The sequence below is a fragment of the Orbaceae bacterium lpD04 genome, assembly GCA_036251935.1.
Taxonomy (GTDB): Bacteria; Pseudomonadota; Gammaproteobacteria; order Enterobacterales; family Orbaceae; genus Orbus; species Orbus wheelerorum.
In genome coordinates this window covers 192566-207253 of record CP133967.1, presented here as the reverse complement: position 1 = coordinate 207253, position 14688 = coordinate 192566, and the positions used below count along the sequence as shown (strand labels likewise).

Genomic DNA, 14688 nt, shown 5'->3' with positions numbered 1-14688 from the left:
AGAATGAATATGAGTCAATGGATAACAATTTGTAAACTTGATGATATTTTACCTGCAACGGGCGTTTGTGCCCGCGTTAATAACGAGCATGTTGCTGTCTTTCGCCCATCGAATAACAATGAACTTTATGCATTAAGTAATATTGATCCTTTTGCTAAAGCGAGTGTATTATCTCGTGGTATTATTGCCGAACACGACGATGATTTATGGGTAGCAAGCCCACTTAAAAAGCAGCGCTTTCGTCTAAAAGATGGCTATTGCTTTGAAGATGAACAATACTCTATCGCTCACTATGAAGTAAAAGTTAATGAAGATGGGATTGTGCAAATAAAATCAGACTAAAGTCATTTCAAAACGAATAAGTTATATTGATATAATTTATCAACACATGGTAGATACTTTTACTCATCAAGTTAAGGATCTAAACCTAAATTAATCTATTTAATATTGATCCATAGTTTGCTAAATTAGGATCAATATTATTTTTTTTTGAGGCTCTATGGATTACTTACCCATATTTTGCAAACTTGAAAATCGTGACTGCCTCTTAGTTGGCGGTGGCGAAGTTGCAGAGCGTAAAGCGAGACTTTTACTTGAAGCTGGCGCGAAAATAACCGTAAATGCGAAAACATTTAACGAACAATTCCAATTCTGGGGTGCACAAAAGCAACTTCAACTGGCCACCGGTGAATTTAATCCAGAATTACTACAGGGCAAATGGCTTATTATTGCAGCAACAGATAGTAACGAAATTAATCAGCAAATTAGCGAAGAAGCAGAGCGACAACATATTTTTTGTAATGTGGTCGACTCACCTCAATCAGCAAGTTTTATTATGCCCTCGATAATTGATCGCTCCCCCATTATCGTTGCAGTATCATCAGCAGGCAGAGCACCTGTCTTAGCACGCTTATTGAGAGAAAAACTAGAGGCTATTTTACCTCATCATCTAGGTCAATTAGCCAACTATGCTGGTTATTTGAGGAAAAAAGTTAAAGCAACGTACAAAACGATTACTGAAAGGCGCCGTTTTTGGGAAAAATTATTTGTGCATGATCGCTTAGCTCAATCTTTAGCGAATAATGATTCAGATCAGGTTGAAAAATTAACACAATCACTATTTAATGAACCGGTTGTTGATCGTGGTGAGGTCGTCTTAGTTGGTGCAGGCCCAGGTGATCCTGGTTTATTAACATTAAAAGGATTACAACAAATTCAGCAAGCCGATATTATTGTTTATGATAGATTGGTTTCTGATGACGTCATGAATTTAACTCGTCGTGATGCTGAGAGAGTCTTTGTTGGTAAACGAGCAGGTTTTCATTGTGTTCCACAAGAACAAATAAATCAAATGTTACTTGAGCAAGCACAAAAAGGAAAACGCGTTGTAAGATTGAAAGGTGGTGATCCCTTCATTTTTGGTCGAGGAGGCGAGGAGCTAGAGACACTCTACAATGCTGATATTCCATTTTCTGTTGTTCCGGGAATTACAGCTGCATCCGGCTGCTCTGCTTATAGCGGTATTCCCTTAACTCATCGTGATTATGCGCATAGTGTACGCTTAATTACCAGCCACTTAAAAGATGGTAGTCACCTTGATTGGCAAAGCCTTGCCGCGGATAAACAAACGTTAGTCTTTTATATGGGCTTATCGCAAGCCGAAAATATCCAAAAACAGCTAATGTTGCATGGTATGGAGGCAAATACACCAGCCGCGATTATCGAAGAGGGAACGACGACCAAACAAAAAACTATCAGTGGTTCACTACAAGAATTATCGAATATGGCATTACAAGCCCGCAGCCCAAGTATTATTATTATTGGATCTGTTGTTGCGTTACGTGAAAAGCTCAATTGGTTTAGTCATAATTCGTGAGAAAATGTACTCAATAATATTGAGTACATTTTACTACTTAGTCATTATCAAATTTTAATAAACCATTATATGGGTAATTCCAATTACCATAGGTTCGTTATTGATAACCGGTAAAACACGGATAGGATGGATTTGATTGATAATGATATTAACGAGAGTACTTTAGCGTAAAAAAGTATTATTAATAAATTAACTCTGCCATTTAGCTTTTATACAAGAAGATAAATAGCCGAGCTAATCTATTTTAATTATTAAACTTAAAACATAAAATCAAGGACTAAAAGATTATTATTATCTTTATACTGGATCTTTTTCAGATTAGAGATGTTTTTCTTTAATTTGATAACGAGTTTTAAATTATCGTGTTCTTGTTCTGCTTTAATTGACAAAATAGAACCAGACATTCTTTTTATACGATTATTTAAGCGCGTTAATACTTCTTGGCTTGCCGTCATTTTATCAAGAATTAAGGTAAATGAATTATCTGTATCTGGCGTAAGTGTATAAGTAATTGGTTTCAAGGATTCAATTACAAAACGAGAACTATTTTTATTATCGCCAATACGTAAATCAACAATAGCCATTTCGCCAGAATTAACTTGGCTCAATTGGCTTGCATTGTTATTTACGGCTTTATTGGTGTTGTTAGTTTTTACTTTATCCTTGCTACTAACAATAGCGACTTGTCCTTTTGGGGGAGTCGATACTTTTTTGCTCTCTACTGTTTTTTGTGCAGCAATCTGATCTTTTAAGCTCGTTAGATTATCTTGAGCTTTTGAATATCCTTGTTTTGCTGCCTTTTCAAACCAATATAATGCTTTATCTTGATCTGCTTTTAAGCTACCAAACCCGGTCTGATATGCTAAACCTAAATTATTTTGTGCAGGCGTGTATCCCTGAACGGCAGCTTTTTCATAAAAAGAGATAGCCTTAAATGCATCTTGTTCTACACCTTTACCACTAGCATAAAAAACACCTAAACTATTTTGCGCCGCTGCATCACCTTTATCTGAGGCTTTTTGGTACCATTCACTCGATTTTTGATAATCTGGTGCATCTAATCCTAGCCCTTGTTGATACATTAAACCAAGCACTGTTTGCGCAGGAACATAACCGTTATTAGCGGCTTTTTCATACCATGAATAAGCAGCAGGATAATTTTGATTCGCACCTTGGCCGTTAGCATACATATAACCAACTGTTGCCATTGAGATAAGATCGCCTTGTTCAGCAGACTTTGTATACCACTTGAGTGCTTGTTGATAATTTTTTTCAATTTTATCGCCTTTATAGTACATATTTGCTAGCTGATTTTGGGCATAAGTTAGTCCTTGCTCTGCTGCTTTTTCATACCATTTTCTGGCTAATTCATAATCTGGTTCAACTTGTTTCCCCTCAGCATAAATAAAACCGAGAGTGTTTTGTGCATTACTATCATTATTTTCAGCTGCTTGTTTTAATAACGCCAAGCCCTTGTTAAAATCAGTTGTTACTCCAACGCCATTTACATACATTAAAGCAAGATGATATTGCGCTGGCGCATAATTTTGCTGAGCTGATTTTTCTAATAACGCTTTTGCCTTGTTATAATCGCGTTCAACCCCATCACCTTCAAAATATAATGCGCCCAAATAGTACTGTGCTAACATATGATTTTGATTAGCAGCTTTTTCTAACCACGATAATCCTTGCTTATACAGGGTTTCATTATCTTTATTATCCAATAGCATTAAACTTAAAGAGTATTGACCATCTGCATAATTATGTTCTGCTGAACGTGAAAAATATTCTAAAGCAGCATTAAAGTTTCGTTCAACACCTTGCCCATTTGAATACATTAATCCTGCTAGATATTCATTTTTCCCTTGGCTATCAGGAACATTGATACAGCGCTGAACAGCTTGAGTGAAATCACTACTTTTTAAGCCATCTAAATAAGCAGATAGACAAACATCGACATCAGCTGGTTTTTGAGTAGTTGAGGTAGCAGGCTCATTTAATTGAGTCTCTGCGGCAAACACATTACAACTAAAAATAAAAAAGAGAGAAATGAGGCTTCGCTTCATCTAGGATCCTTTGATGCCATGTTTAATCAAATCTTTACCATCTTATAAAAATTCAATTTAATAGACTAAATATAATTAACGACTATGACATCATTAAAGGTGCCAATCGATGTGATTCAAGATTATAACTTATAGCAAATAGCAAATAATTTGGCTAATGGTCATAACTTCAATTTATTTTTTCTATAAAAATAATATAGTATTCTATTCCTAGACTACTTTAGTAACAAGCCCTAATCTATTTACTACCTATCGATTTTACGCCTAATTTAATAGTTATATTCACTTTTTTATCAATGTCCGCAAGGTGTAAAGAAAAATTTTTAATCAGATGAATAAAATCCAATTATCCGCACAATTGCTAATTAAAATGTAAAAGAGTTAATCATTGATGTGATATTTTTTAATAAAATTGGCGAATAAATTTATCATTATCTTTTACAACAAAAGAAGCCGTTAAAAGGCTTCTTTCTTATTAGGTTTAAAACTGAAAAGAAATAAAATAAAGAGCACAGCTGCATATGACGAAAAAATAAGCCAGATAGTTGACCAATCACGGGTGCTATTTTCAGTAAAAATATTAACAATAATACCACCCAAAACTGCACCTAGATAAGCACCAAACCCTTTAACAATCATAAAGAGCCCTTGAGCACTATTTCTGATATCCTCGGTAACCGATTTTTCTATAAAAATGGAACCTGATACATTGAAAAAATCAAATGCACAGCCGTAAGCGAGCATAGATAAAATAAACAATATAAGCCCATATGATGATGGATCTGCATAAGCTAAAAAACCAAAACGTAGGATCCAAGCAAAAAGGCTAATTAGTAAAACCCCTTTAATACCATACTGTCTTAAAAAGAAAGGAATACAGACAATAAAAAAGATTTCTGACACTTGAGATAAAGATAATAAAATGCCAGGGTAGGCAACGACAATGCTCGTTTGATAGTCACTCCCCCCATTAAAATCATGTAAAAAAGGGCTGATAAATGCGTTATTTATCTGCAAAATAGCACCTAAAAAGAGTGTAAATAAGAAAAATATGCACATATTGTATTGTTTGAATAATATTAACGCATCAAGCCCAAGCATTGAAATCCATGATTTTTTTTCATTTTTTTGCACTATAGAAATACAAGGTAACATAGCAATAAATACGACTAGCAATAGTGAAACTGCCGCGCCAATAAATAATTGGATATGGCTTAATTCAAGTTTTAATAAGCTTATTATACACATTGCAGAAATTAACCCGACCGTGCCATAGACCCGCATTTTAGGGAAATAGCTAACAGGATCTCTTTGGTTTTTAGCTAAAAAATAAAAAATAATGGAATAAGATAATGAAATTGAAGGCATAAATGCACAACAATGAATAAGCATTATTAATATCATAATCGTTGGGTTAGTAACAAACCCGGCTATCGCTAATGAGATTGCGCCAATTAGGTGACAGAGCAAATAAAGATAGTTGGCGGGGATCCATTTATCAGCAATAATTCCAAGTATGCTTGGCATAAATAGACAAGCAATACCAACATTACCATATACTAAGCCAACCTCAATACTACTAAAACCTAACGTTTTAATCATATAAGCACTAAGGCTTATAAGCCATGTTCCCCAAATGAAAAATTGTAGAAAAGAGATGATTTTTAAGCGAGTTTCAATATTCAAAATAAAAGTTCTTTTATGTTATAAGTGATTAATTAGCGAGTTCAAATTTTATCGATACCGTGATATTAAAACACGATTAATGAAATGCATGAAAACTACTCTTTACTTTGCAGGTACCATACTGTCATTTCCATTCGTGATTTAAAGTTTAGCTTTTTAAAGATACTTTTTACATGTACTTTAACGGTACTTTCAACAATATCTAACTCTTTAGCAATTAATTTGTTTGATAGGCCTTGAACAAGTAAATTAAATATTTCATGTTCTCTAGGTGTTAGGGTGTTAACATCGTGATTTTGCGTAGCTGCTTGCTGCTCTCCTCGCATATAACTGAGGATAATATCGGCTGTTGTTCCTCCCATCATTAATTTACCATTCATGACTTCTTGTAATGATTGTAAAAAATCTTCAGGCTCCATGTCTTTTAGCAAATAACCATCAGCGCCATTTTTTAAAGCCGTTATGATATCTGCTTTATCGTCAGATACGGTAAACATGATAATGCGGCTAGCGACATTTTTACTACGCAGATGGCGTAAAATATCAAGGCCATTAATGTCATTCATATTAATATCAAGTAAAATAATATCAGGATCAAGCTCTTGAGCTAATTCTATCCCTTCTATCCCATGACCCGTTTCACCAATAACTTGAAAATGTGGGACAGTATTAATAAGCTGCTTCACACCATTACGCAACATTGGATGATCATCAATTAGTAATATTGTTGTTTTTAGTTGTTCCATATTTTAAGCCTTAAATCACCGTTAATGGAATATCAGAATTATGCTTAAACGTTATCATAACCTTAGTTCCTTTAAAAGGAATGCTTTCAACTATCAAGTTACCATTTAATAATTCAGCACGATCTTGCATAATAATTAATCCATAATGGTTTTCTTCTGTATTTTTATTTTGAATTCCTACACCATTATCTTCAATACTAATTGAAATAATTTGATTACTTTCAATAGTAAAATTAAGCGTAACTTGTGAAGCCTTGGCGTGCTTATAAATATTATTTAATGCTTCACGAATAATCTGAAGTAGGTGGATCGTATATTTGGTATTAATAATATTTAGTGGTAGCTGATAATTTTGAGTAAAAGCAAACCCCAGTTTTTGTTCAAATTCTTTAACCAGTTCTTGTAAGCTAGCATAAAACCCCGTTTGATTTAGTCTTAAGCGAAAAGTTGTAATTAGTTCACGCAGCTGAGAGTAAGCAATGCTCGTTTCTTTACGCATTGTATTAAGTAGTTTAATACTCTCTTGTGAAGAGGGCTCAACTTGCATTTGTAAGCAGCTTATATGTATTTTCAGGCACGATAACGATTGTGCAATCGAATCATGTAATTCTCTTGCCATCGCCGATCGCTCTTGCATTAGTAAATATTGTTTTTGTTGCTCAATTTGCCTATCAAGCGCAATCGCTAACGTCATTTGTTCGATTAAGCCTAAAATTAAATTTTCTTGCTCATCAGTTAATATTTCATCATCAGGTAAAATGGCAAATAATAAGCCATATTTTTCGCAACTATCTTGTAAATACCAACGAAGGGATTTACCTTTACTTGAAAGCGGTTTAGAGGGGATCAAGCAAGCTGAACACGCCTTTTCTTGGCAATGAGGCAATTTTTGTGCATTACCATAGCCAATTTGTTGGTAACGTTCAAGATCATCGGTTTCATAAAACCGCATTTGAAATTGACTTAACGGCGTTAATTTTTCCAACTGATTCAATATAACTAAAAATCGCTCGCATAAAGGCCTTGACGTATGTAACTGTTTTGTCGCCCAATATAAAAAAGAAACAATACTATTTTTAAGCTGCAATTCTGCTGTTTTTTCAACAACACGTTGTTCTAACAATGAATATTGTGACTCAATTTGTTCAGACATATTATTGAATGCAAGCCCAAGCAGATCTAATTCATTTCTTTTTCGGCCTAATTTAAAACGCTCACTAAAATTATGCTGAGAAATCGCTTCGGCCATATTAATAAGTTTTTTCCAAGGAATAAGTAAATATTTGCGTAAATAATACATTTGAGCAGACAATACTAGGACAATAATCACGATGAATAAAAGCTGTAGACGAGATATCATCACTAGCTGATCCTCCGTCTTTTGATCTATGCTATGAACTAAATAATCAATTTGTGCAACGTAACTATTAATCATCTGCCGAATATCATCAATCGATTTAGCCTGTTTAATTTTAGGAACAAGTTCATTAACCCATAGCTTTTGGAGCTGATCAAATTCACCAAGTAATTGATAACGTGCAAGTAGCTCACTATATTTTGAAGACAAAGGAATATCTGCAAATAAGTCTAAACGAAAATATTGGCGCGGCTCTAAAGGAACCATCGATAAAAGCTGATAATTTTTCATGCGTAGTAAGCCTAATTGATTAGTCATATAGGCCCCACCTTTAGTGTCATTAGCAATACGCACCGATATTGATAATGCAATTAGCGCAACGGCGGCAAGAAAAAGCATCAGCAATGTCAGCCGATTAACAATTGATACGCTGTATCCTACTTTTCTTTTTAACATTTTATTTCAAATAGAGGTAATATATGCACTATTGTAACGTTAAAAAGATAGGTCAATCGATCTTTTTTGTGACTTTTTGCGATCTTTTACTAAACAGCCCTTGCAACAAAAATGTTTTTTGCGTAAAATTCACGCCCTATATGATCAATCTATGCAGACTGTAAATAATTTAGATGATGTCGTCTGCTTTTTATTGCGGAGTTAGATATGTACGCAGTTTTCCAAAGTGGTGGTAAACAACACCGAGTTAGCGAAGGCCAAGTCGTTCGCTTGGAAAAATTAGAAGTCGAAACCGGTGCTCAAATCGTATTCGATAAAGTTTTAATGGTAGCAAATGGTGAAAACATCCAAGTTGGTGCTCCGTTTGTTGAAGGTGCAACAGTTAAAGCAGAAATCGTTGAACACGGTCGTGGCGACAAAATTAAGATTGTTAAATTCCGTCGTCGTAAACATTACCGTAAACAACAAGGTCACCGTCAGTGGTTCACTGATGTTAAGATCACTGCAATAGCTTAATAGGAGTAACTAACAATGGCTCATAAGAAGGCTGGTGGTTCATCACGTAATGGACGTGATTCCCAAAGTAAACGTTTAGGTGTTAAACGTTATGGTAGTCAGGAAGTTTTAGCTGGTAACATTTTAGTTCGTCAACGTGGAACACAATTCCACCCAGGAACAAATGTTGGCTGTGGTCGTGATCATACATTATTTGCGCTAATTGATGGCCAAGTAAAGTTTGAAGTAAAAGGACCTAAAAATCGTCGTTATATCAGCGTCGTTGCTAATAGCTAATTAAAATAAGCTTGATTTTAAAAGCCTCACTGTTTTGTGGGGCTTTTTCGTTTATTTTTAATCAATAGTAAGATCCATTTACAAGATTGATTAATAATTAACTCTGAGTTAGTTTAAGCGATACTAAATCATTATTTTGTGGTCTTCCACTATGATTAAACAGCAGAATGTAAAAATTGGTTTTTTATTAGCAATACTAACCGCCATTATGTGGGGCGCAGTACCTATTGCAATGAAATATGCCTTAGTTGCAATTGATCCCTATACCCTTGTTTGGTATCGTTTTTTTATTTCAGCATGTGGATTAACTATCTGGCTAGCCTATAAAAAACAGTTCCCAAGTCTTACTATTTTTAAAAAACGTCGCCGCTTTGTACTGTTGGTGATTGCAGGATTTGGTTTACTCGGTAATTTTATTTTATTTGCCTCTGGCGTAAAATACCTATCACCTACCACCTCTCAAGTCGTAGCTCAATTAGGTATAGTTGTATTTATGATTTCAAGTGCAATCGTCTTTAAAGAACGCTTAAGACCATCGCAAATTATTGGAATTATTATACTTGTAGCTGGACTAATTTTATTTTTTAATAAAAATATTACCAGCCTTTTTGCAAATCTGTCTGAATATGGTTTAGGTGTTTGGCTAGGTTTATTTGCCGCTATTGTTTGGGCATTATATGCCTTGGCACAAAAAGTATTATTAAAAAAATTACGTGCTGAGCAGTTACTTTGGTTAATTTATGTTATATGTTCAATCTTTTTATTGCCAATAGCTTCACCAACTGAAATACGAAATGCGAATATGACGCAAATTTTTGCGGTAATATTCTGTGGATTAAATACAATTATTGCATATGGCGCTTTAGTGACAGCGATGGAATACTGGCAAGCAGCACAAGTTAGTGCAGTTACGACCTTAACACCGCTATTTGCATTAGTTTTTTCAGATCTGTTCGCATTATTGTGGCCAGAGAGTTTTACTATGCAGTATCTCAATGTGCTTGGTTATATTGGTGCAATAGCTGTAGTGTGTGGCGCAATGTTTGCCACAATCGGCCATAAAATATGGCATCATAGAAAAGGGTTTTTAATTAACCGGAAAAAAGGAGAACAAGAATGAAGTTTGTTGATGAAGCTTCCATCCGAGTTGAAGCCGGTGATGGCGGTAATGGCTGCGTCGGCTTTCGTCGCGAAAAATATATCCCCAAAGGCGGACCTGATGGTGGCGATGGTGGTGATGGTGGTGATGTTTATTTCATTGCCGATGATAATTTAAATACCCTAATTGATTTTCGCTTTGAAAAAGCGTATCGAGCAGGCCGAGGACAAAATGGTCAAGGCTCGGATTGTACAGGAAAACGAGGTGATGATATTACCGTTAAAGTTCCTGTAGGTACTCGAATCATTGATAAATACACCAATGAAGTGATTGGTGACTTAACTAAACACCAGCAAAAAATTATGGTTGCTAAAGGTGGCTTTCATGGTTTAGGTAATGCAAGATTTAAATCTTCTGTTAATCGGGCCCCGAGACAAAAAACTGATGGTACGCCAGGTGAGAAACGAGATATTTTACTCGAATTGTTGCTACTTGCCGACGTTGGTATGCTTGGGCTACCAAATGCAGGTAAATCTACTTTTATTCGAGCCGTATCCGCCGCTAAGCCTAAAGTTGCTGACTATCCATTTACAACACTTGTACCAAGCCTAGGTGTTGTCAGAATGGATAATGAACAAAGCTTTGTCGTTGCAGATATTCCAGGATTGATTGAAGGAGCATCTGAAGGAGCAGGCCTTGGTATTCGATTTTTAAAACATCTCGAACGTTGCCGAGTATTAGTTCATTTAATTGATATCGCGCCAATCGATGAATCAGATCCTACCGAAAATGCACGTATTATTATTCAGGAACTAGAGCAATACAGCGATCTTTTAGCTAAAAAACAGCGCTGGTTAGTATTTAATAAGGCCGATGTATTAGGTAAAGAAGAATCAGCTAATAAAGCAGCTGAAATCGTTGCAAAACTTGGTTGGGAAGATAAATATTATTTAATCTCTGCTGTGAACCAAGAAGGGGTTAAACCGCTTTGCTGGGACTTGATGACTTATATTAATGATCACCCAAGAGAGCAAGAACAAGCAGAACAACCGAAAGAAAAAGTTGAATTTATGTGGGATGACTATCATCAACAAGCGATTGAAGACGCATCTGAAGATGATGATTTTGATGACTGGGATGAGAGTGATGAAGAAGGTGTCGAGACCTTTTATGAAAAGTAATTTTTATCAAAGGCTTACAAAATAAATTGTAAATTTTATAAATATTGCTTGATTATGTAAATGATAATTATTATCATTAATTGTGCTCCGATAGATAATTTCATCTAAAAGAGTATGACATTGCTCACATTGCTTCCAATGTTTCGCCAGCTTAATTTATTAAGCTGGCTTTTTTATAACTCAATATAAGATTTTACCATTATTTTTTATATAGCAATATCTGGTATTATTTTAATATCAATACGATGTTATTTTATCGCCATCATGTAATTTAAAATCTTTTCTCGCAATTTATGCTGACTCGTTTAAGCTTTGGCCAAGGTTAAGTATTTTGTTAAGCCTAACTAACGCTGCAAGTGCTATCAACGAACTTTTTAACAATGAGTTACCCGAAATTTAAGCGTCAATTCAAAGCCTCTCGTGATGAAACATACCCATTTGATCTAGCCTCAAAGTAGATAATGAAAAAATGTACTTTTTTCAAAATAATGTGATTTCAGTCATAATAATTGATAAATTATGTAGCTAATAGATTGTTAGTATTATAGTCTACGCCGCAGTTTGGATCTTTTTAAAAGACCATAACAAAATAACCATTAATACGGTTGTTATAAACATAGACAATACTGTTTTTAGGTGTGTTACTAGATAAAACTAGGCAAAAACCTGAATGGAATAGTTCATTTATTGAGCTAATCTATTCAGGTTTTTTTATTAGTAAAAAATAGAAGGTTGATTATGAAAAAAAAAATAATAATGCTCTTATCTTTATTTCTAACTATGCCAGCAATCGCCAATACTGATCGCGAGTGGAACGGCATTGTACTAGGATTTGAACCTCCATCAAAAGGAATATTCGGGGATATGTTAGGGATCAGGCCCATCTTATCAAATAATGGCTTTACTTTTAATAGCAATTATTTAAGTCAAACAGCATACAATATGAGCGGTGGATATGATAAAAATAAACATGTTGCATATATTGATCAATTTGCAGTGACATTTAACCAAGATCTTGAGCGATGGACAGGCATCCCAGATGCACGTATAGAGGGTAATATTGTTAATCGAAATCACAATGATGATCTGACGATTAAACGCACTCAAGATTATCGGGTACTTAACAATGACCAAACACAAGAAAGCGCTGGTGGCGGCTCAATCACTCGCTTAGGTTGGCTAACTTTCGCTAGAAGCTTTGATGATCGCCGCCTAACATGGCGTATTGGTATGATGAATAAAACCCAAGAGTTTGACCAAACAATTCCTTGTGATTTTCAACTTCGCACATTGTGTGGGGGAAAATCTGCCAATTCTTTGACTTGGAGTAACTGGAATATTCACACATGGGGGACAACTCTTAGCTATAAAATAACGCCAGCGTTAACATTTAAAACTGGGATTATGGAGCAAAACAATAAAGCTACCGAACGAAGCCATGCGTGGAGTTGGTCAACGAGTGGAAGCAAAGGGTTTTTACTACCATTAGAAATTGAAACCCATACTTTTGTAAATGGCTTACCCGGGGCATATAACATAGGTTTGTTATATACTAATGCGAAACAAAAAGATCTCTATAAAGATAAGTCTTATAAAAATACATGGTTTATGTATGCTGGAATGAATCAGCAACTAACACAACATAAAAATGACCCAAATCGAGGCTTGAGTGTTTCAGTGAGCGGTAGTTATCATGATGAACGTAGTAATTTTATGAATTATGTAATTTCTACATCTTTGCGTTATCGCGGTTTATTTGATATTAGGCCTGAAGATTGGCTTGGCTTTGGTATTTCTTATACTGATTTCAGTAGTCACTATGCTAAAGGACAAAAAAATAAGAATAAAGCACTTAATATAACAGATTATAAAAATCCACTATATAGCCCCGTTGCAACGAATGCATTAAATGCAGAGCTTTATTATCGTTTCAAATTGGCATCTTGGTTTGAACTACAACCTGACTTACAATATTGGCATAATCCTGGGGGAATTAAGCGAACATCTGATGCTTTCGTTTTAGGATTAAAAACTACCATCACTTTTTAATCGTATTTAGATAGCATTCGTTTTGCTAAAATGTTGATTTAAGCGGCTCACAGTTCAGTGGTTTATTTTTATTATGAAAAAGAAACCACTGAATAATATTTGGTATTTAATCATCTTGATTAGCGAAAAAAAGACTCTGTATGTTTATCTACATCAAACAGGACTAATAATGCCGCATCACCACCAAACTCTTTGGGAGCTTGATGAAAACAGATCACATCTGGATGTTGAGCAAGCCACATAGGCGTTTGCTTTTTAAGAATATTTTTACCATGACCATACATAATACAAGCACATGATGCCCGCTCTCTAGTACAAGCGGCTATTAGAGCTGCAATTTCTTTTTTAGCTTCATTTTGAGTAAGTCCATGCAAATCCAAAAAAAAATCAGGTTCATAGAATCCGCGTTTTAATCGTTTAAGTTCATTTGGATCACTATCTTCTCTAGAATAACGGATCGGATCATCTTGTAACAAAGGCTGAAAATCATCAGAAAAATAAAATTCATTGTTACCATTTTCTTGTCGTTGCTTTTTTTCATAAGCAGCCACCCTATTTTGCTTTTTTGGAGTATGCACGACAGTATCTTGTTTAATTTTTTTTGTATTAACAATAATACTATTAAATAGCGCTAACTCTTCATCTGTAGGACGATAATTTTTTGACATTACAAATTACTCAGGATAAACCTTATCTTTAAATTCACATAAATCTTCAATTACACAAGCCCCACACCGAGGCTTTCTTGCTATGCAAGTATAACGCCCATGTAATATGAACCAATGGTGACAGTTGATTTTATATTCATCTGGCACAACTTTTAATAGCTTATCTTCAACTACATCAACATTCTTACCTGGAGCAAATCGAGTACGATTACATACTCTAAATATGTGTGTATCAACAGCGATAGTTGGATGACCAAATGCCGTATTTAATACTACATTAGCGGTTTTCCTCCCGACACCGGGTAAAGCAATAAGCTGATTAAAATCTTCAGGTACTTCACTAGCATGCAACTCAATTAATATTTGGCAAGTTTTCATAATGTTTTCAGCTTTACTATTATAAAGCCCAATAGTACGAATATAGCTTTTTAATTTGTCGAGTCCCAATGCTAAAATTTTTTCGGGAGTATTAGCAATGGCAAATAGTGGCTTTGTCGCCTTATTAACACTCACATCAGTTGCTTGAGCTGACAGCAATACGGCAATTAATAATTCAAACGACGAATGATAAATCAATTCTGTTGTTGGATCTTTAATATGATCTTGTAGACGCTGTAATATTTCAATTCGTATTTTCTGCTTCACAATGCTTCTTAATGAGAATTTATTATCTTTTAACATTATAACAATTATTAATACCTTTAGTCATAAT

13 protein-coding genes are annotated in these 14688 nt (G+C 34.8%); 7 read left to right on the top strand and 6 right to left on the bottom strand.

Annotated features, from left to right (window positions below):
• The first annotated feature begins 9 nt into the window (after nt 1-9).
• Together nirD and cysG are read left to right on the top strand one after the other, a co-directional pair.
• On the top strand, nt 10-342 hold the full coding sequence (gene nirD / locus RHO14_00935) for a nitrite reductase small subunit NirD (GenBank protein ID WVD71383.1): 333 nt from the start codon (nt 10-12) through the stop codon (nt 340-342).
• Between the two features lie 157 nt (nt 343-499).
• Nucleotides 500-1876: a siroheme synthase CysG gene (gene cysG, locus RHO14_00930; protein WVD71382.1), complete on the top strand. Its 1377-nt coding sequence runs from the start codon at nt 500-502 to the stop codon at nt 1874-1876.
• Nucleotides 1877-2133: 257 nt separating this feature from the next.
• Here cysG and RHO14_00925 read toward each other — a convergent pair whose 3' ends face one another.
• The 4 genes from RHO14_00925 to narX all read right to left on the bottom strand — a co-directional run bounded on the left by RHO14_00925 (nt 2134) and on the right by narX (nt 8187).
• Complete coding sequence (locus RHO14_00925) at nt 2134-3942, bottom strand: SEL1-like repeat protein (protein ID WVD71381.1); 1809 nt, start codon at nt 3940-3942, stop codon at nt 2134-2136.
• A 456-nt stretch (nt 3943-4398) separates the two neighbouring features.
• Entirely contained in the window at nt 4399-5628 is a 1230-nt protein-coding gene (locus RHO14_00920) for a nucleoside permease (GenBank protein ID WVD71380.1), read from the bottom strand.
• A gap of 95 nt (nt 5629-5723) precedes the next feature.
• The gene (gene narL, locus RHO14_00915) at nt 5724-6374 is read right to left on the bottom strand and encodes a two-component system response regulator NarL (GenBank protein WVD71379.1); all 651 of its coding nucleotides are present in this window, start codon (nt 6372-6374) and stop codon (nt 5724-5726) included.
• A 10-nt stretch (nt 6375-6384) separates the two neighbouring features.
• Nucleotides 6385-8187, bottom strand: coding sequence for a nitrate/nitrite two-component system sensor histidine kinase NarX (gene narX, locus RHO14_00910; protein WVD71378.1), 1803 nt, complete (start codon nt 8185-8187; stop codon nt 6385-6387).
• 207 nt (nt 8188-8394) lie between these two features.
• On the opposite strand from narX, the gene rplU reads away from it, so the two are divergent.
• The 5 genes from rplU (at nt 8395) to RHO14_00885 (ending at nt 13308) form a co-directional block, all read left to right on the top strand.
• Nucleotides 8395-8703 carry a 50S ribosomal protein L21 gene (rplU, locus tag RHO14_00905; protein ID WVD71377.1) on the top strand — a complete coding sequence of 103 codons (309 nt, stop codon included), beginning with the start codon at nt 8395-8397 and terminating at the stop codon, nt 8701-8703.
• A 15-nt stretch (nt 8704-8718) separates the two neighbouring features.
• Nucleotides 8719-8979 carry a 50S ribosomal protein L27 gene (gene rpmA / locus RHO14_00900; protein ID WVD71376.1) on the top strand — a complete coding sequence of 87 codons (261 nt, stop codon included), beginning with the start codon at nt 8719-8721 and terminating at the stop codon, nt 8977-8979.
• Nucleotides 8980-9130: 151 nt separating this feature from the next.
• Nucleotides 9131-10099: a DMT family transporter gene (locus RHO14_00895; GenBank protein WVD71375.1), complete on the top strand. Its 969-nt coding sequence runs from the start codon at nt 9131-9133 to the stop codon at nt 10097-10099.
• Nucleotides 10096-11259 carry an Obg family GTPase CgtA gene (gene cgtA, locus RHO14_00890; GenBank protein ID WVD71374.1) on the top strand — a complete coding sequence of 388 codons (1164 nt, stop codon included), beginning with the start codon at nt 10096-10098 and terminating at the stop codon, nt 11257-11259. The genes RHO14_00895 and cgtA overlap by 4 nt, the downstream gene beginning before the upstream one ends.
• Before the next feature lie 738 nt (nt 11260-11997).
• Nucleotides 11998-13308 (top strand): carbohydrate porin, encoded by a 1311-nt coding sequence (locus tag RHO14_00885; GenBank protein ID WVD71373.1) that lies wholly within the window; start codon nt 11998-12000, stop codon nt 13306-13308.
• 119 nt (nt 13309-13427) lie between these two features.
• Here the strand turns inward: RHO14_00885 and smrB are convergent, their stop codons facing one another.
• A complete protein-coding gene (smrB, locus tag RHO14_00880) occupies nt 13428-13976 on the bottom strand; it encodes an endonuclease SmrB (protein ID WVD71372.1) in 549 nt (182 codons plus the stop codon).
• Nucleotides 13977-13982: 6 nt separating this feature from the next.
• Nucleotides 13983-14621: an endonuclease III gene (nth, locus tag RHO14_00875; GenBank protein ID WVD71371.1), complete on the bottom strand. Its 639-nt coding sequence runs from the start codon at nt 14619-14621 to the stop codon at nt 13983-13985.
• Nucleotides 14622-14688 lie beyond the last annotated feature (67 nt).

Bases quoted from the DNA above. Each gene is read 5' to 3' on its own strand.
- rplU (WVD71377.1), top strand. From the start codon at position 8,395: ATGTACGCAGTTTTCCAAAGTGGTGGTAAACAACACCGAGTTAGCGAA.
- nirD (WVD71383.1), top strand. From the start codon at position 10: ATGAGTCAATGGATAACAATTTGTAAACTTGATGATATTTTACCTGCA.
- RHO14_00925 (WVD71381.1), bottom strand. From the start codon at position 3,942: ATGAAGCGAAGCCTCATTTCTCTCTTTTTTATTTTTAGTTGTAATGTG.
- RHO14_00895 (WVD71375.1), top strand. From the start codon at position 9,131: ATGATTAAACAGCAGAATGTAAAAATTGGTTTTTTATTAGCAATACTA.
- rpmA (WVD71376.1), top strand. From the start codon at position 8,719: ATGGCTCATAAGAAGGCTGGTGGTTCATCACGTAATGGACGTGATTCC.
- cysG (WVD71382.1), top strand. From the start codon at position 500: ATGGATTACTTACCCATATTTTGCAAACTTGAAAATCGTGACTGCCTC.
- cgtA (WVD71374.1), top strand. From the start codon at position 10,096: ATGAAGTTTGTTGATGAAGCTTCCATCCGAGTTGAAGCCGGTGATGGC.
- smrB (WVD71372.1), bottom strand. From the start codon at position 13,976: ATGTCAAAAAATTATCGTCCTACAGATGAAGAGTTAGCGCTATTTAAT.
- narX (WVD71378.1), bottom strand. From the start codon at position 8,187: ATGTTAAAAAGAAAAGTAGGATACAGCGTATCAATTGTTAATCGGCTG.
- RHO14_00885 (WVD71373.1), top strand. From the start codon at position 11,998: ATGAAAAAAAAAATAATAATGCTCTTATCTTTATTTCTAACTATGCCA.
- narL (WVD71379.1), bottom strand. From the start codon at position 6,374: ATGGAACAACTAAAAACAACAATATTACTAATTGATGATCATCCAATG.